Consider the following 18,267-nt stretch of genomic DNA (forward strand, 5'->3'; position numbering starts at 1 on the left):
TTAAGCAAAAAGCGGTAACTGCATATTATACAGTTACCGCTTCTTTTTTAACACAGGTTATTTTGCTTTGTCACTACATTTTTGCTTCCAATTGCTCCGCCTCCAGCATCAGTTCTTCCCACTTCTGTTGCTGCACAGCCAGTTCCTTCTGCACAGCTTTTAACTTTAGCGAAGTTTCCTCCAACAGGCTCACATTGGCATATACCTTCGGATCTGCAAGTTTGGTTTCGTATCTGGCCTGTTCCTGCTCCAGGTCCGATACCTGCTTCTCTACGTCCCGCACCAGCTTATTCACCTGCTTTAGCTGGTTACTCAGCTGCGCGTAATCGCTTTTTTCGCGGGGCTGTTTTTGCTTCTCTTCCTGTTTGGCTGCGGGGATAGCGGCGGCTTTTTTGGCCTCCTTCTCGCGCTGCTCCTGAAACAGCTCATACTCGTGGTAAGTACCGGGGTATTCTTTTAGCTGATAATCCTCGATGTACCAGATTTTAGTAGCTACATTTTCTACAAAAAACCGGTCGTGCGAGATAACCACAAACGTACCTTCATACTGCTCCAGCGCCTGAATCAGGATGTTGACCGACTGCATGTCGAGGTGGTTGGTCGGTTCGTCCAGCATCAGGAAGTTGGCCTGCGAGATAAGCGTTTTGGCCAGGGCCACGCGGCTTTTTTCACCACCCGACAGTACTTTTATTTTTTTAAAAGCATCCTCGCCTGTAAAAAGAAAAGAACCCAGAACTGTACGCAGTTCCATCTCCGTTTTGTTGGAACCCGCCTGCTGCAGTTCCTGCAGAACCTCATTTTCCACGTTCAGCGATTCGAGCTGGTGCTGCGCATAAAACGACATAATTACGTTGTGTCCCAACTCGCGGTTTCCCTGAATGGGCTCGGTGCCGGCAATAATGCGCAACAGCGTAGACTTGCCCTTTCCATTGGCTCCAACCAGCGCAATTTTGTCGCCGCGCTCGATGTGCACGTTGGTATCTCTGAAAATCAGCTTGTCGCCGTAGCGCTTGCTCATATGCTCCAGCCGGAAAATGTGGCGGCCAGGCTGCGTACTGAATTTAAAGCTGAAATTTACTTTAGCTGATTCCGGGGCCACCTCCTCTACCCTGTCCATTTTGTCGAGCAGCTTCTGGCGGCTCTGGGCCTGCTTCGCTTTGGATGCTTTGGCCTTGAAACGTTCAATAAAACGCTCTGCCTGCTTTATCTGCGACTGCTGGTTATCGTAAGCGCCTTTTTGTATTTCGTTGCGCAGCGCCTTTTCCTCTACATAAAAGCTATAGTTGCCCGCGTATACATTCAGTTTGCTGTTGGCTACCTCCACAATCATGTTGGTTGTTCTGTCCAGAAACTCCCGGTCGTGCGATACAATGACCACTGCTCCCTCAAAGCGCTCCAGGTAAGACTCCAGCCATTTGATAGAAGGCAAGTCCAGGTGGTTGGTAGGTTCATCGAGCAGGAGCAGCGAAGGTTGCTGCAACAGGATTTTGGCCAGCATTACGCGCATGCGCCATCCGCCCGAAAAAGAAGCCAGCGGCTGCTGCAGTTCTTCGGTGCTGAAGCCAAGGCCTTCCAGTATGGCTTCGGCATTGGCCTGCATGGTATAGCCCCCCAAAGCCTCGAAGCGCTCCTGCAGGTTCGCCAGCCTGTCTACCAGGTCATCATGGAAATTATTTTCGAACTCCAGCAGCACCTTGTCAATTTCGCCCTGCAGGCTCATGGCCTCAGCAAAGGCCTGCATGGCTACCGACAGGATGCTCTCATGCGTTTCGTAGCTGAGCAGATCCTGGTTCAGAAATCCGATGGTCGTTTCCTTACTCATCTGTATGCTACCGCCATCAGGTTTATACTCGCCCACAATAATGCGCAGCAGCGTGGATTTCCCGGTTCCGTTCAGCCCTATCAGGCCAATCTTATCTTTTGGTTTGATGTGCAGGTTGGCCTCGTCATACATGGGGCGGCTGCCGAAGTGGAAACTAAGGTTATTTATGGAAATCATGTCAGGCTGTTTGAAATACGAAGCACAAAGGTACTTAATTTTACCATAGCGATAAAAGACTAGGCCGCAATGCCATAACCCGGCACACAGAAACATTTAGCTTATACTTTCGGGAATTAGGCATTTTAAATTTACCTTGCAGTGTGCGGCTATATCCTGTTCCGACCTTTGCCATACTACGCCGTAAAGCCGGGGCTTGAGGTATAGTAGGTTTTTATCATTTTAAGCACCGGCATAGTGCTAAACATAAGCTGCTATCGCCCGTTTATACCTGGAGTAGCGTGCATACTTGAGCATTAAATCTTACCTGACAGTACCTTCACAGCAATATATATGATTGCGATTACTTCGCTTTTAGACGAAATCCACTCAGCGCGCGTGTCTGATCTGACCGAACTGCTGGAGGAGAAATTTGGGCTGACGGGAGTTAAAATGACGCCATATCCGCACCTGACGCTTTTGACCGCCGAGATTCCGGATATGGATGAACTGAAGCAGTACCTGGACCAGGTATGCCTGGAAACACTCAGTTTTAAAGTGCGCACCACAGGCCTGGGCGTGTTTCCGGGGAAAAGCCCGGTGGTATACATCCCCGTGCTGCGCACGCCGCCTGTTAACAAGCTGCACGCCAAGCTTCACCGCGACATTTCAGAAATGAGCTCTGAAATGGGGGTATTCTATAATCCCAACCTGTGGCTGCCGCACATTTCGCTGGCCCTCGGCGACACCACGCCCGAAATGCTGGGGCCGGTTTTATCTTTTCTGTGCCAGTTTAATTTTAACTGGGAAATCGAAATCCATAACCTGACGATCCTGCAAAAGAGTGGCGACTTTTTCCTTAAGGAAGAAGAGTTCAGGTTTGGGCGCCGGGAGCTTATTATCTGACCCTGTATGCAGGTATAGCCCAAACCGCGCGGTGCGCTGCTCCAGCGGGTTTTCCGAAGCCAACGCAAATACACTCCATACACTCGCGGGAGCTGCGCACGCCGCGAGGTCTGCGGATTAACATTCCATACTAAATAAAAGGGCCTGCATTAGTTGCAGGCCCTTTTATTTAGTATGGAATAACAAGATTACATATCCAGCACAATGGCAAAGATAAGGGGCGCTACGATGGTGGCATCAGACTCAACTACAAACTTTGGCGTTTCTTTGCCCAGTTTTCCCCACGTAATCTTCTCGTTCGGCACCGCGCCGGAGTAAGAGCCGTAGCTGGTGGTAGAATCCGAAATCTGGCAGAAATAACCCCACAGCGGCACGCTGGTGCGCTGCAAGTCCTGGTGCAGCATGGGTACCACGCAAATCGGGAAGTCGCCGGCAATACCGCCGCCAATCTGGAAGAAACCAATCTTAGATTCTTCTGTTGCCGTATTGGTATAAAAATCAGCCAGCTCCATCATGTATTGGATACCGGTTTTCATGGTATGCACATTCTTGATATCGCCGGTTATCACATGGCCTGAGTAGATGTTACCAAGAGTTGAATCTTCCCAGCCTGGTACAAAAATCGGCAAATTCTTTTTAGCCGCTTCCAGCATCCAGCTGTTTTTCGGATCTATCTGATAATACTGCTCCAGATCGCCGGAAAGTAAAATCTGGTAGAAGAACTCGTGCGGGAAGTAGGCTTTGCCTTCCTGATCCGCTTTTTCCCAGAACTTAAGCACGGTGTGCTCAATGCGGCGCATGGCCTCCTCTTCCGGAATGCAGGTGTCTGTTACGCGGTTCATGTGGCGGTTCAGCAGGGCCTCCTCATCTGCGGCAGATAACTCCCGGTAATGCGGCACGCGCTCATAAAAGTCGTGGGCCACAAGGTTAAAGACATCTTCTTCCAGGTTGGCGCCTGTGCACGTTATGGCCTGCACTTTGTCCTGGCGGATCATCTCGGCCAGAATAATCCCCAGCTCCGCCGTAGACATGGCGCCCGCCAGTGTAATCATCATTTTGCCACCTTCGTTCAGGTGTGTTTTATATGCTTCTGCCGCGTCTATTAGGGCAGCTGCGTTGAAGTGCTTGTAGTGTTTCTTTAGAAAATCTGTTACCTGCATAGTTATTTGTTTTGTTCCGGTTACTACCCGTTCGGGTAGTTTGGTTCGGCAAGTTAAATAAATTCGTTTTTCGTTGTTAGTTATTCGTTATCTGCGTCCAGAATGTTATGTGAGTTTACAACTCTGCCTGCACACTTGTCAGCATAAATAGCGGAACTTACAACGCGTACCCATTAAGAAGTTGGTTTCTCGATAATCAGGTTGTGGTTGGTATAAATGCAGATGTCGGCGGCAATGTTCAGGGCCTCGCGCACCATTTCCTCCGCCGACAAATGGGGCGCGTGCTTTTTCAGCGCCAGCGCTGCGGCATGGGCATACATGCTGCCCGAGCCAATGGCGGCAATCTGGTTGTCCGGCTCCAGCACGTCGCCCGTGCCCGATATGATGAGCAATTCCTCTTTGTTGGCTACTACCATCATGGCCTCCAGCTTGCGCAGGTACTGGTCTTTGCGCCAGTCTTTAGCCAGCTCAATGGCAGCACGCTTCATGTTGCTCTGGTAGGCATTCAGCTTCTCCTCGAAACGCTCCAGCAGCGTGAAGGCATCGGCGGTAGAACCGGCAAAGCCTGTTACGATTTTGCCGTCCAGCAGCTTGCGTATTTTCTTCACGTTGCTCTTGGCGATGTGCTTGTCCATGGTCGCCTGTCCGTCGGCGCCGAGCGCCACTTCGCCATTGTGGTAAATGCCACACACGGTGGTTGATCTTATCTTTGTCATTTTTTATACTTAATGCTGATGAAGGCAGCTATACTTTATACCTGCTGCCCTGTAAAGCTACAGCATCCTCAAACAAAAAGCCAAAACCAGCGCATGTGCCATATTGTCCTTGTTCTGCACAAAAAGTATGTTATCCGGATAATTACAGGTGCAAGCCCCAATTAGAAATTTATCAGAAGCAATCGGAGATATAATTTCGTTTTACTGCTTATCTGCCTGTTGGTCCTGTTTTGGTGCTAATATGAGATCTATGACAATGAGGATAATTTAAGTGCTTTATATATATATATTATAAATGTATTTTTACTATATTTTATTAAAAAATTCCAAAATATAAAATCCGGTTTTGTTTTCTTTGACATAAAGAGAAACACCATCGTATATAGTAAAGATAAGCGTATGTTCATGTTAAGCAGCTAGTTAGCGGACATGATGTGAAAAGCCTCGGTAGATCAAACTTTTAGAATACAACCTTTTTATAAAATTTTAAACTTACTATTATGCTTTTACCTATTCTCGCTCGTAGAAAATCACAGTACGCTAGATTCAAAATCTATAAAGAAGAAATAACATTAAAAGCTGGTCAAGAGAAAACTTTCCCATTACCTGAAGTAACACCCGGAACAATCGACGTTCTAGTATATAGGCCTAAAAGAAATAGAGCGGGTAAATCTCTTGCTTTGATTAACAGTTCAACTATTACTATTAAAAATGCAGAAGGTCCTGAACCTGTAAATACAAGTATCAACCAATCAAGTGGGGAAAAAATAACAAGTGCAGTAGTAACAAACCGAGGTAGCTCATGGTCTGTAACAATAAAAAATATTACCACTCCAGAAAGAGAAAGCGAGTTTGAGGAATTTGAGGGTGGACAACGATATGAAATTTTAATTACCTATCCGAGTACACAACCAATCAAAACTAAGCGAATTCCGATGTCGTTCTGGCAACGAGCTTTTGATGAATTTTGGAACAGTTATAAACCTATAGAGCGCTTAAGAATAAATTATGACCATGATAAAACTGTCGATCAATATTCAATAGGTGCAATACTTGCTATAATAAAAAACATACCTGATGTTGCAGATGGAAGCAGCCTAGCTATACGAATGCAATACATTGAATCTTATAATTTACCTGCTGCTTTATACGAGAGCCATGAAGCGCGGGTGCTGGCTAAGTATGCAAATGAATTTAATCACATTGAAATACTTCGACTTGACGAAATATCAAATAAATCACGAATAGATTTTAAAAGTACAATTCAAAAAATAGCATTTGAAAACAGTACAGACAGAGCACTGTCTACACTATATAGAGATTCTCAACAAACACAAGTGTTATTTGAAATATTAACTAAGGTTGTTAATGAAGATACACTTCCACATAAATATTCCAACAAACTTACATTGTTTCTGAAAGATGAGATCGCGTCGCTTTACAACCATAACAGTCAGTATGAAGGAGTAAAAGAATATAAAATAAAACTAACCGATTCTGCATTCATAAGGGCTCATGATATTAATACCACAAGAATATTCTTTTCAACTATAAAAGATAGTCATGTGCCTGGCTTTTCAATTACAGTTGACATTGAAACGAATCAGGTGGATGAAACCAATAGGCCACCTGAAGAAATATCAATTCATGTTCCCAATGTTGATTATAACAAATGGTTTGACATTGTAGCTATCAGCGTTGAACCGAAGATTTTGTTGACAGTTTGGAACAAAGAGGATAATGTCGAGAACATTTATAAAACAGTTTTTTTGGATTGTAAACCAGATATTAAGATTGCATTTAGCGAGAATATTAAACTTCCTACACATGTAGCAGATACACTTAATCATGATTGGGTTGCTAATAGAATTGATGAAGCTTTAGGAATCAACTATTTTTCGAAAGATGATTTTTATTTACCAATCAATGAATTAATTGGAAATTTAGCTAATCAGGCAGTAAGAGATAATATAGTTAATCTTCTAAATAAAAATATTAATGGAGTAATTGCTGCACTTCTTGGCGGCGTTTATTCAATAATTGATATTTATCAAGTGGAAGATGCCATGTTCATTACTTATGTGCCTAAACCTGAGGATGAATCTATTAAAAAAGTAATACCCAAGAAATTTATACCAATAAATAACCTTGCTAAGTTTGACCATATTGTAGTGCTAATGCAGGAAAATAGATCGTTTGATCACATGCTTGGTTATTTAAAGGTTGAAGAAGGTAGGCAGGATGTTGACGGATTAACAGGTAATGAATCGAATGTAGATACTGAACGGAATGTTCACAAGGTTTTTCACAATCTTGAGACGACACAAATAAACCAAGATCCTTGCCACGCTCATGAATGTGTAATGAATCAGATTGGAACCAGTATGGATGGCTTTGTAAAGGATTTTTGCCTAAGATATCCAGTAAGTGATAATCCGAATAATCGAAATATATGGAAAAATGTGATGAGCTATTATGGGAAAGAAGAGTTACCTACATTCGATTACATTGCCAACAATTTTGCACTCTGCGATAAATGGTTTTGTGCACATCCTGGACAGACCTTACCCAATCGCTTTATTACCTACACTGGGAAATTAAATAAGGATGATCAGGGCAATACCGAACTGGACAATATAGTATTCGAAAATTTTACTCCTAGTGAGACCTATACCATCTTTGATTATCTTACACGATGCCAAATATCCTGGAAAGTTTTTGAACATGGCTATAGCTTTTTAAGGCTATTTACAAATTACACCTATGACACTGCCAATGTAGTAAATGTCAATAATCCCACTAATGGTTTCTTTGCATTAGCAGCTAAAGGGGAATTGCCTTCTGTAACTTTTATAGAGCCTGACTACATAGATGTGCCTCCGGGTAATGACGATCATCCTCCTGCTGATATTAGAAAAGGGCAAGCCTTTATAGGTAAGGTAGTTAAAGCCTTGCAACAAAGTCCTCAGTGGGAAAAGACCTTATTAGTAGTCACCTATGATGAACACGGTGGATTCTATGACCATGTAATGCCACCTAATAATGCGGATCCACTTGCAGAAGGTTTGACCAGATATGGTCCAAGAGTGCCTGCTTTAGCTGTTTCTCCATATATTCCGGCTAAAACGGTATCTCATGAAATATATGATCATACCTCTATTCTTGCCACAATAATGAGGAGGTTTATTCACCCTGATTTGCATCAATTTATTGATTTAGGTCCAAGAGTAGCAACAGCAAATGATTTAGGTTCCCTACTATCGCTTACAGGGCACAGAAAGCATGGTAGTGATTTTAATGCAATAAATGTTCGGCCTTATCAAGACACCCATTTCACAAGAACATATAAAATGGCATTACCTGGTTTGAAAAGTAATGGGTATCATGAGACACTTTTTGGATATCGTCTTCTATTTGGCTTTCCTCCTAAGTAACAAAAAATAAATATCTCGGAGAATTAATTATAAGTACTCAATGTAGTTTCATAAATTTAGCACGAATCGGTAACAGTGTGTTTGCAATAAGGTGGCTGACGGAATGCAATTGGTCAGTAGCTTTTCAATTAAGCTTCATATCTTTAAGCAGGGTGATAGTAATTTTATTGCTGCCACATTGCAAACACCTGTTACTTGGCACATATAATAGTCATGAAATGTATTGGGAAGAAAAGATAGACATTATAAGAAGAAGCACTCATACTCTGATTTCAAAGTGCCTTTCTAGATAAGAAAAACTATAGTTGCTCTGTGTCTTTTATGTATCACTATTCTGCTTCATAGTATTACATTTCTAATCGCAAGAATCTATACATTTAGGCTTGCATAACTAGGATTATACTTCATGAAAGGAAAAATTATACTGGCCGCCCTTCTCCTGCTGGGCAGCACCACAGCAACGCTGGCGCAGGCTGTTAAAAAGCACGGCAAGTTGTCGGTTACGGGTACGCAACTGACGGATGAAAAAGGGAACGCCGTTGTTTTACGCGGCATGAGCTATGGCTGGCATAACTTCTGGCCCCGCTTTTATAACCCCGAATCTGTAAAATGGCTCCGCGACGACTGGCGTGTTTCGGTAGTGCGTGCTGCGATGGGTGTAGAACCTAAGAACGGCTACCTGGAGAAACCCGAATGGTCTAAAGAAAAGATAAAGGCGGTGGTGGATGGCGCCATCAAAAACGACGTGTACGTCATCATCGACTGGCACAGCCACAACATCAACCTAAAGGAAGCGAAGGCATTTTTCACGGAAATGGCTCAAACGTATGGCGACAAACCCAACGTAATCTATGAGATTTTTAACGAGCCGGACCAGGAATCGTGGGATGAGGTAAAGGCTTATTCCAGAGAAGTAATAAAGGCCATTAGAGCGGTTGACCCGGATAATGTAATACTTGTCGGAAATCCACATTGGGATCAGGACATCCATCTGGTGGCCGATGCACCGCTTACGGGCTTCGATAACCTGATGTATACCGTCCATTTTTATGCGGCCACGCACAAGCAGGCGCTCCGCGACCGCTGCAACTATGCCCTGGATAAGGGTATTCCGATTTTTATTTCAGAGTCAGCGGGTATGGAGGCCACCGGCGATGGCCCGATCAACATGGACGAATGGACAAAATGGCTGGAATGGGCTGAAAAGAATAAAGTAAGCTGGATAACCTGGTCTGTGTCCGATAAAGATGAAACCTGCTCGGTGCTGTTGCCGGCTGCCAGCGCTACCGGCCCCTGGAAAGACAAAGACCTGAAAGCATCCGGCATCAAAAGCCGGGCCTTTATCCGGAAATATTCAGCCGGAAAGTAAAGCTAAATGTTGTTATTTCCCCTAAAGCAGGAATGCATGCTGCCAAAGTATAGGTATACATCTGCAGCTACTGTTTTGCTTATTCTGCAGTAAACAGAGGCAGCTTACCCCCTAATAGACCGTAAATGTACACTGCCTGTTCAGTTTATGTCCGAAATAATACTTGTAATATAAACTGCAAGAGGTATAAGCAACTTAGCTTGATAAACATGACCTTGCTGTGTTTTACCATTAACAAAAGGAATAAAAAGCAGTTTATACTTTAAAGGGTAAATTTATATCTATGATACAGCGCACTTACCGCATATTACTTACGCCTGAAGATGAAGGCGGCTTCAGCGTAAGCGTTCCCGCTCTGCCTGGCTGCTTCACACAGGGTGAAACGATTGAAGAAGCTATTGAAATGGCAAAAGAAGCTATCAGTCTATACATCGAAAGCCTGGAGGCAGATGGAGAACCTGTTCCGGACGACAGCAGGAGCCTGGAATACTCTCTGACGGTAGCTTCCTGATAGAATGAAGTCATATACGCCCAAAGATATCATTTCGGTCTTACTGGCACACGGCTTTGAATTTGTGCGTACTAAAGGCAGCCATCACATCTATGTCAATCGCCTGCGAGGGAAGCGTACTGTTGTGCCCATGCATGCCAAAGATTTAAAGAAAGGAACATTGCATGGTATCCTGAAACAAGCAGGAATTGACCCAAATACGCTTGATTAAGCAAACCTTCATACTTGGGTAAAACTAATGCCGGCGCCGCAAAATCAGGAATCAAATAGCAATAAAAAAGCCTCTCCGTTTAGGAAGAGGCTTTTTACTTTATACTTGTTATACTCGCCCGAACTACACCAGAATCCGTACCGGGTTCTCCAGCATATTTTTAAAGGTTTGCAGGAAAGCGGAACCCACAGCGCCATCAACCACGCGGTGGTCGCAGGACAAGGTCACTTTCATCACGTTGCCGATGCGGATTTCACCATTACGTACCACCGGCGTTTGCTTGATGCCGCCCACGGCCATGATGCAGGCATCAGGCGGGTTAATGATAGCGGTAAATTCTTCGATGCCGAACATGCCCAGGTTAGAGATAGTAAACGTGTTGCCTTCCCAGTCGGATGGCTGCAGTTTTTTGCTCTTGGCTTTGCCGCCCAGGTCTTTTACCTCGGCCGCTATAGCCGAAAGCGATTTGTAATCGGCATTGCGCACCACCGGCACCAGCAGGCCATCTTCTACTGCCACGGCCACACCAATGTTTATCTGCTTATTGTAACGGATCTTATCACCCAGCCACGACGAGTTAACTGCCGGGTGCTGACGCAGGGCTGCGGCCGCGGCCTTGATCACCAGGTCGTTAAACGACACCTTTACCGGCGACACTTCATTTATACTTACACGCGCCTCCATGGCCTTGTCCATGTCTATTTCCATGGTCAGGTAAAAGTGGGGCGCCGTGAATTTGCTCTCTGCCAGCCGTCGTGCAATTACTTTGCGCATCTGCGATACGGCAACCTCTTCGTAAGCATCGGCAGGTGCGCCTGTTGCCACAGCAGGGGCCGCCTGCGGCGCAGCTGTTTTGGCTGCCTGCTGCGGCGCAGCAGACGGAGTAAAGGTTTCCACATCGCGCAGCACGATGCGGCCACCTTCGCCGGAACCTTTTATCTGGCTCAGGTTAAAGCCTTTTTCTTTGGCTACTTTTTTGGCCAGCGGTGATGCTTTGATGCGGCCGTTTTCTGATCCGTTGCTTTCTGCAGTTTGGGTGGTTGCTTCCGGGCCGGGTACTTTCTCGTCTTCGACCTTTTCGGAAGTAACTTCATCTACGCCGGCTTCTATACCTTCTTTAGTTTTTTCCTGTAAGCTGGGTGCGGCGTTGTCAAGCAGCGCCTGGTAATCGGCTCCGGCCTCTCCGATAATAGCAATAACGGCATCTACCGGTACTGAGTCACCGGCTTTTACGCCGGTATAAAGCAAGGTGCCGTCTTCGTATGCTTCCAGTTCCATGGTAGCCTTGTCGGTTTCCACTTCAGCCAGCACATCCCCGGATTTAACTTTATCACCTACTTTTTTCAGCCACGAAACCAGCACGCCTTCCGTCATGGTATCGCTCATCTTTGGCATCCGGATAATGGAAGCTTTGATGTTGGAGGTATCTACAGAAGTTTTAGCAGCCGGTGCTTCAGCCTTGGAGGCTGCAGGCTTAGGAGCTTCTTTTTTTGGTTCAGGTTGCTCTTCCTGTGGTTTGGCAGCCGGCGTTTTGCCTTGCTTTGCTTCATCCAGCAGCCCGGTGATGTCGTCGCCTTCCTTGCCGATAATGGCAATTACAGCATCTACCGGTACACTGTCGCCCTTTTTGGGGCCAATGTACAAAAGTGTCCCATCGTTGTAAGACTCCAGTTCCATGGTAGCTTTATCGGTCTCTACTTCAGCAAGTACATCACCGGAGCTAACCTTGTCGCCAACTTTTTTGAGCCAAGATGCTATCACCCCCTCTGTCATCGTGTCGCTCATCTTGGGCATTCGTATCACTTCAGCCATAAGTATCGTGTCGTTTTATAGTGCCTCAGAAGGCCTTGAGTATTCTGCCCAAAATTAGATTTAAAAATATTTTATTCAAACTATACCGCGCTTATTTGTTGCCGCAACTTAATTTACCACATTTTTAAGTTCGGCCGCCTGCAGGTGAGCCACGTCGCAGTACTTTTTTACGGCAAACATGCTGCCCGTAAAATCGAGCTGGTAAAGGCACAGGTTTTCGTGTTGGAACGTATCCATGCAGCGCAGCGGGTAGTGCAGTAACTGCGTTAGCAATATACGCATGGCGCGGCCATGCATACAAATTAAAATTGTAGTCTCCTCGGTGCGGCGCAGCATCAGGTCGATAAAAGGCTGCTGCCGGGCTGTTACCAGTTCGGGGCTCTCCCCGCCTTCAATAGGTATGCCGGTTTCGCCATCGCGCCACCGCTGCAGCAGGTCAAAATAATAGGCATCTTCTTCGGGCGTAATGCGCGTGCCCTCGCGCGTGCCCCAGCTTATCTCGTTCAACTCTGCGTGCCGCTCATGCGGAATACCCAGATCAATAAAGCCCTGCACAGATTGTATGCTGCGCTTCAATGAAGAAGTATAAACTTTATCGAACGGAACATCTTTGTATTGCTCAAAAAACAAGGCAGCCTGGCGCCGCCCTTCGGCATTTAAATCAGCATCTATCCCGCTGCCCTGCACAATGCCCTGCAGGTTAAAATCCGTTTGCCCGTGGCGGATGAGGTATACTTTCTTAATACTCAAAATTCTTCTACTTTTGCTTTCTTGCGCTAAATTACACCGCGAAATCTACACCGCCGCTATGCCTGAAAATTCTTTTACGTTCGAGACGCTGAATGAGTGGCGCAAAGGTACCATGGTGCAACACCTGGGCATTGAGTTCACAGAAATCGGCGGGGACTATTTATGCGGAAAAATGCCGGTAGACCACCGCACCCACCAGCCCATGGGCCTTTTGCATGGCGGCGCCTCTGTAGCGCTGGCCGAGACGCTGGCGAGTATAGGTGCCGCCATGCAGGTTGATTTAAACAAAAAGGCTTGTGTCGGTTTAGAAATAAATGCCAATCATATCCGCAGCGTACGCTCCGGCTGGGTTTTTGCACGGGCACAAGCTATTCATATTGGCCGCAGCACGCAGGTATGGGAAACCAGAATTACATCCGAAGATGGCAGCCTGGTTTGTATCAGCCGCATGACGGTGGCGGTGATCGATAAAAAATAATACAATGCCATACACAGGCACAGCAGTAACAGGAGAAAAGCATAACATGGGTGAAGCAACCCGCAGCTATACTTTAGCAGATATTTTTAACGCTGCCATAGCCGGCCACCTGGCGGTGGCAGCCTGGCGCCTGCCCCACACTGAGGCGGTGCACCTTTGCCTCTCGCTGCAGGAACAGCTAACAGTGGGGCAGCCGGATCTGGAGGAAAGTCCGTTTGGTTTTCTTTTCTGCCCTTTCCAGACCACGGTCCATCAGAATATCTTTATCAAAGCAGATGTATACTTTGAGGCCGCAACAGGCAAGCTGACGGTAGCCCCGGATGCTCCCGTTACGGCGCTGGAACAGTTTTACAGCTTGCTGGCGCAACCCACAAGCGCAGCCTGGCATGTACCCGCCGCTGACAAGGCACCGGCGCTGCAGCAAACGAATGCCGGCTATACCAGCGCTGTGGCAACAGCTGTGGCAGCAATGCAGGCCGGGCAAATGGAAAAGGTGGTGCTGTCGCGGAATACGCTGGCGCCGTTGCCGGATGGCTTCAGCGCTGTAGATACTTTTGCCCAGTTGCAGAAAGCTTACCCGGACGCGTTCGTGGCGCTGGTTTCGGTGCCGGAGGTGGGCACCTGGCTGTGTGCTTCGCCGGAGATACTGGTGAGCGTCGATCAGGAAAAAGTCTTCAGAACAACAGCGCTGGCCGGTACGCAGCCAGCTGATGCCAACGCCTTGGCGGCCACAGCCATCTGGCGTCAGAAGGAGATTGAGGAGCAGGCCATGGTGGAACGTTACATCCTGAGTTGTTTCAAGCGGCTGCGCCTTCGCGATTATAGCGAAGTAGGCCCGCGCACCATCATAGCCGGCAACCTGATGCACCTGCGCACGGATTTTAAGGTAGATTTGAGAGAAACAGACTTCCCGACGCTGGGCTCCGACATGCTGGCCTTGCTGCACCCTACCTCCGCTGTCTGCGGCCTCCCGAAAGAGCCTGCCCTTGCTTTTATACTTGCCCATGAAGGGTATGACCGCAGCTATTACAGTGGTTTTTTAGGGCCTGTAAGCAGCGCAGCAGGTACCCATTTATACGTAAACCTTCGCTGCATGCAGCTGTTAACAAACCAGGCCATACTTTACGCGGGCGCCGGCATCACCGCCGAATCCGATCCTCAGAAAGAATGGCAGGAAACACAGCACAAAATGCAGACTATCTGGCGTGTATTGATGTGCTGATTGTTTAAGGTGCTAATGCGGAGCCGAAGATGTGCAGATTTGAAAATGAAGCTATCAGCCCCCCTTCAATCTTTAAATCTCCGCGGTGTGCACAGCTCCCGCGAGTGTCTGTGTCAATTACAAGCCTCCAGCAACTTAGCCAGTAATCCATTTAACATATCAGCACATTAACGCATTAGCACATTAAGAATGATCATACAACCTGTTGTCAATATAGCAGAGATTTGCGCCAGAAAGGGCGTGCAAAACGTGGTGCTCTCGCCCGGTTCGCGCTGCGCCCCGCTCACCATCGCCTTTGCCCGCCATCCGGATCTGACGGTGCGTACGGTGAGTGATGAGCGTGCAGCTGCCTTTATTGCGCTGGGCATGGCGCTTACAACCGGGAAGCCAACCGTGCTGGTCTGTACCTCGGGCACGGCGGCCCTGAACTATGCCCCGGCCGTCGCCGAAGCTTACTTTCAGCAGGTGCCCCTGCTGGTGCTCACTGCCGATCGCCCGCCCGAATGGATCGATCAACTCGACGGCCAGACCATCCGCCAGCAAAACATCTATGGCCGCCACATCAAGCAGAGCTATACTTTCCCGGCAGACTTCGCACACCCTGACGCGGCATGGTTCAGCGCACGCATTGTGTCAGAAGCGTTGAATGAGGCCGTGGCTTTTCCGGCCGGGCCGGTGCATATTAACGTGCCACTGCGCGAACCCTTTTATCCTGCCCCAGGCGAAAATATTGTTTTCGACAAGGAGGTGAAAGTGATTGCGGAAGAGGAACAGCATTTTGATCTGGCACAAACACAGGTGCTGAAATTGCAGCAGCAAATCCAAAAGTATAAGCGCATATTGGTAGTTGCCGGACAAGATAAGTATAATGCGCAGCTGCTTCAGAGTTTACAGCAGTTTATAGAAGCTACGGGCGCTGTGCTGGTGGGTGATATCATCAGTAATGTGCACGCATTGCCGGAAGCTGTCCGCTACCAGGATGCCTTCCTCTCCTCCCCTGACGATGATATGCTGGCACAGCTGCAGCCGGATCTGTTGCTTACCTTCGGAAAATCCATCATCTCCAAAAGTCTGAAATTATACCTGCGCAAGTATAAACCGCTGGCCCACTGGCATGTGCAGCCCGCCGGCGCCGTAGCCGACACCTTTCAGGCGCTCACGAAGATAATCCGCTGCACACCTCAGAGTTTCTTTGTCAATATTCCAGGAAGCACCAAAACAGAAGCAGCCTTTGCCGGCGCCTGGACAAGTATGAACGCCAGAGCAAAAGACTTTCTGACAGCCTATACGTCGGAGACCACATACAGCGAACTGCATGTTGTGGCGCGTGTGCTGGCACAATTGCCGCAGCAAAGTAATTTGCACCTGGCCAACAGTATGTCGGTGCGCTATGCCAACATCGTGGCTTTGCAGCCCACCCAGGCGGTGCACGTGTATGCAAACCGCGGTACCAGCGGCATAGATGGCAGCACCAGCACTGCTGTAGGCTGCGCGCTTACGAGCCCCGGCATCACCACACTGCTCACCGGCGATTTGGCCTTTTTTTACGATCGCAACGGCCTCTGGCATAATTACCTGCCGCCAAACCTGCGCATCGTCCTGCTCAACAACCACGCCGGCGGCATTTTCCGGCTGCTGGATGGCCCAAAACAGCAACCGGAATTAGCGCCATACTTCGAAACCAAGCAAGCGCTGAACGCCGGGAATACCGCCCGTGATTTTGACATGGCATATCATGCGGTACATAGCCTGGAAGAGTTGGAGCAGGCACTCCCTGCATTTTTTGCACCGGCGGCCGGTGCCGGTATCCTGGAGATTTTCACAGACTCAGAAGCCAACGCCGCTGCTTTCGCAGCGTATAAGCAGGCCGTGCAAGATGCTATGAGCAAATGAAATAAAGAAAATTTCACATGCTGTCATCCTGAAAGGATCTTGTTTATTTCCATCGTATCACGCACAAGATCCTTTCAGGATGACAGCATTGTTGAATTCCGTATATTCGATAAATTCTGTTCTGATGCAGGATTATATATGCGCAACAATTAACATAAAGAACACGCAGCTTTTATAAGTATAATAATCAAACAAGGGCAGATCAACATCAAGAAGTCTGAACATTCAAAATCCGGATACTTGTGTCTGTAATTCAATCATTCAAAATCCAGTTATTCAAAATTAGTCCCTCTTCCCCAGCAGCCTTTCCACATACTTGCCGATGATGTCGAACTCGAGGTTGACGCGGGTGCCCGGCTTTACGTGCTGCAGGTTGGTGTGCTCGTATGTATAAGGGATAATAGCTACCGAAAAGCTGTTCTCCCTGGAGTTGACTACTGTCAAGCTGATGCCGTTGACGCAGATGGAACCCTTCTCGACCGTTACATTGCCCGTGCCGGCGTCATAGCTGAAAGTAAACAGCCAGCTTCCGTTTTCATCTTCCACTGATTCGCAGACGCCTGTCTGGTCTACATGACCCTGCACTACATGCCCATCGAAGCGTCCGTTGGCCTGCATGCAGCGCTCCAGGTTCACGAGATCACCGGCTTTTAAATCGTTCAGATTTGTTTTTTGCAATGTTTCCGCAATGGCTGTTACCGTAAACGCCTCGCCTTCCAACGCCACTACAGTCAGGCATACGCCGTTGTGCGCCACGCTCTGGTCTATCTGCAGCTCATGCGTAAAAGGCGACAGCACTGTAAAATGCTTGTTGGTGTTTTCGCTGCGGATGGCTGTTACCTGGCCTACGGCCTCTATAATTCCTGTAAACATGTTTGTTACCTGTTTGAATGATCTAATTTAACAGCTTTCTGTTGCTTATACCTAAATTTAAGTTACAAGGCAGCCTGAATCAGGGATGTATTTCCCTAATTCTGTCATTTTTGCGCTGCTATGCTTACTTTCGCAGAACATAAACTAAACCGGCCTGATTTACACTTTAAAGCAGCTATAAGAAGCCCGCAGGCAGGTGTAGCTTTCATCAAATTAAGTATACATGCAAACCGATACGTACAGACACAAAGGCATGCGCCGCGCACTCGTAAAACTGCTGCGCGACAAAAACATCCGCGACGAACGCGTACTGGCGGCCATTGATGCGGTGCCCCGGCATTTCTTCTTCGAAAAGGCTTTTGTGGAGCAAGCTTACCAAGACAAGGCTTTCCCGATTGGCGAAGGACAAACCATTTCGCAGCCTTATACGGTCGCTTTCCAGACGGAGCTGCTGGACGTTAAACCAACCGACAAAGTATTGGAAATTGGCACCGGTTCCGGTTACCAGTGTGCGGTGCTGCTGCAACTGACGCCCTACGTTTACACCATAGAGTATAATCGCGCGCTGTACGACAAGGCCCGCCTGTTCTTTAAGAAGTATGGCCTACATCCGCATACTTTCCATGGCGATGGTTCCGAAGGGCTGCCGCAGCATGCCCCTTACCATAAAATAATAGTAACGGCCGGAGCGCCGGGCGTACCCAAAAGCCTCATGCGCCAGCTGCACGTGGGCGGTGCCCTGGTAATTCCGGTCGGCGACGAAAAAAGTCAGAAAATGGTGCGCATCACCCGCGTAGAAGAAAACGAGTTTACCAAAGAGGAATTCAGCAGCTTTAAGTTTGTACCCCTGCTCGGCAAGTCGGGTTGGGATACAGGTATGTAAGCAGGTATAATGAAGCAAGTATAAGTTTCATTTCAGGAGATTTTATACTTCAATTCTCTTGTGCTTCGCCC

The 18,267-nt window shown here is 47.4% G+C and carries 15 protein-coding genes; 9 read left to right on the plus strand and 6 right to left on the minus strand.

What is annotated here, in order from left to right:
- Positions 1-73: 73 nt before the first annotated feature.
- Positions 74-1,999 (minus strand): ATP-binding cassette domain-containing protein, encoded by a 1,926-nt coding sequence (locus tag I2I11_RS10500; protein WP_196267660.1) that lies wholly within the window; start codon positions 1,997-1,999, stop codon positions 74-76.
- Between the two features lie 333 nt (positions 2,000-2,332).
- On the opposite strand from I2I11_RS10500, the gene I2I11_RS10505 reads away from it, so the two are divergent.
- Positions 2,333-2,884, plus strand: coding sequence for a 2'-5' RNA ligase family protein (locus tag I2I11_RS10505; protein WP_196267661.1), 552 nt, complete (start codon positions 2,333-2,335; stop codon positions 2,882-2,884).
- Between the two features lie 188 nt (positions 2,885-3,072).
- On the opposite strand, the gene I2I11_RS10510 is transcribed toward I2I11_RS10505, so the two are convergent.
- Together I2I11_RS10510 and hslV are read right to left on the minus strand one after the other, a co-directional pair.
- Positions 3,073-4,044, minus strand: coding sequence for a deoxyhypusine synthase family protein (locus tag I2I11_RS10510; RefSeq protein ID WP_196267662.1), 972 nt, complete (start codon positions 4,042-4,044; stop codon positions 3,073-3,075).
- Positions 4,045-4,217: 173 nt separating this feature from the next.
- Positions 4,218-4,760: an ATP-dependent protease subunit HslV gene (gene hslV / locus I2I11_RS10515; RefSeq protein WP_196267663.1), complete on the minus strand. Its 543-nt coding sequence runs from the start codon at positions 4,758-4,760 to the stop codon at positions 4,218-4,220.
- A 500-nt stretch (positions 4,761-5,260) separates the two neighbouring features.
- Here hslV and I2I11_RS10520 point away from each other — a divergent pair, with 500 nt between their 5' ends.
- The 4 genes from I2I11_RS10520 to I2I11_RS10535 all read left to right on the plus strand — a co-directional run bounded on the left by I2I11_RS10520 (position 5,261) and on the right by I2I11_RS10535 (position 10,285).
- A complete protein-coding gene (locus tag I2I11_RS10520; RefSeq protein WP_196267664.1) occupies positions 5,261-8,194 on the plus strand; it encodes an alkaline phosphatase family protein in 2,934 nt (977 codons plus the stop codon).
- A 406-nt stretch (positions 8,195-8,600) separates the two neighbouring features.
- Complete coding sequence (locus I2I11_RS10525; protein ID WP_196267665.1) at positions 8,601-9,563, plus strand: glycoside hydrolase family 5 protein; 963 nt, start codon at positions 8,601-8,603, stop codon at positions 9,561-9,563.
- 283 nt (positions 9,564-9,846) lie between these two features.
- Positions 9,847-10,074: a type II toxin-antitoxin system HicB family antitoxin gene (locus tag I2I11_RS10530; protein WP_196267666.1), complete on the plus strand. Its 228-nt coding sequence runs from the start codon at positions 9,847-9,849 to the stop codon at positions 10,072-10,074.
- 4 nt (positions 10,075-10,078) lie between these two features.
- Positions 10,079-10,285 (plus strand): type II toxin-antitoxin system HicA family toxin, encoded by a 207-nt coding sequence (locus tag I2I11_RS10535; protein WP_196267667.1) that lies wholly within the window; start codon positions 10,079-10,081, stop codon positions 10,283-10,285.
- A 123-nt stretch (positions 10,286-10,408) separates the two neighbouring features.
- Here the strand turns inward: I2I11_RS10535 and I2I11_RS10540 are convergent, their stop codons facing one another.
- The gene (locus I2I11_RS10540) at positions 10,409-12,097 is read right to left on the minus strand and encodes a pyruvate dehydrogenase complex dihydrolipoamide acetyltransferase (protein WP_196267668.1); all 1,689 of its coding nucleotides are present in this window, start codon (positions 12,095-12,097) and stop codon (positions 10,409-10,411) included.
- 108 nt (positions 12,098-12,205) lie between these two features.
- Positions 12,206-12,847: a histidine phosphatase family protein gene (locus tag I2I11_RS10545; protein ID WP_196267669.1), complete on the minus strand. Its 642-nt coding sequence runs from the start codon at positions 12,845-12,847 to the stop codon at positions 12,206-12,208.
- 58 nt (positions 12,848-12,905) lie between these two features.
- On the opposite strand from I2I11_RS10545, the gene I2I11_RS10550 reads away from it, so the two are divergent.
- The 3 genes from I2I11_RS10550 to menD all read left to right on the plus strand — a co-directional run bounded on the left by I2I11_RS10550 (position 12,906) and on the right by menD (position 16,440).
- Positions 12,906-13,325, plus strand: coding sequence for a hotdog fold thioesterase (locus I2I11_RS10550; RefSeq protein ID WP_196267670.1), 420 nt, complete (start codon positions 12,906-12,908; stop codon positions 13,323-13,325).
- A 4-nt stretch (positions 13,326-13,329) separates the two neighbouring features.
- Positions 13,330-14,547, plus strand: a complete 1,218-nt coding sequence (locus I2I11_RS10555; protein ID WP_230680057.1) for a chorismate-binding protein — start codon at positions 13,330-13,332, stop codon at positions 14,545-14,547.
- A gap of 189 nt (positions 14,548-14,736) precedes the next feature.
- A complete protein-coding gene (menD, locus tag I2I11_RS10560) occupies positions 14,737-16,440 on the plus strand; it encodes a 2-succinyl-5-enolpyruvyl-6-hydroxy-3-cyclohexene-1-carboxylic-acid synthase (protein ID WP_196267671.1) in 1,704 nt (567 codons plus the stop codon).
- Positions 16,441-16,722: 282 nt separating this feature from the next.
- Here the strand turns inward: menD and I2I11_RS10565 are convergent, their stop codons facing one another.
- Positions 16,723-17,313 (minus strand): riboflavin synthase, encoded by a 591-nt coding sequence (locus tag I2I11_RS10565; protein WP_196267672.1) that lies wholly within the window; start codon positions 17,311-17,313, stop codon positions 16,723-16,725.
- 223 nt (positions 17,314-17,536) lie between these two features.
- Between I2I11_RS10565 and I2I11_RS10570 the strand changes: the two genes are divergently transcribed.
- Positions 17,537-18,196 carry a protein-L-isoaspartate(D-aspartate) O-methyltransferase gene (locus I2I11_RS10570; RefSeq protein ID WP_196267673.1) on the plus strand — a complete coding sequence of 220 codons (660 nt, stop codon included), beginning with the start codon at positions 17,537-17,539 and terminating at the stop codon, positions 18,194-18,196.
- Positions 18,197-18,267: the final 71 nt, after the last annotated feature.

This window comes from Pontibacter rufus, from assembly GCF_015694705.1.
In the GTDB taxonomy this organism is placed as follows: Bacteria; Bacteroidota; Bacteroidia; order Cytophagales; family Hymenobacteraceae; genus Pontibacter; species Pontibacter rufus.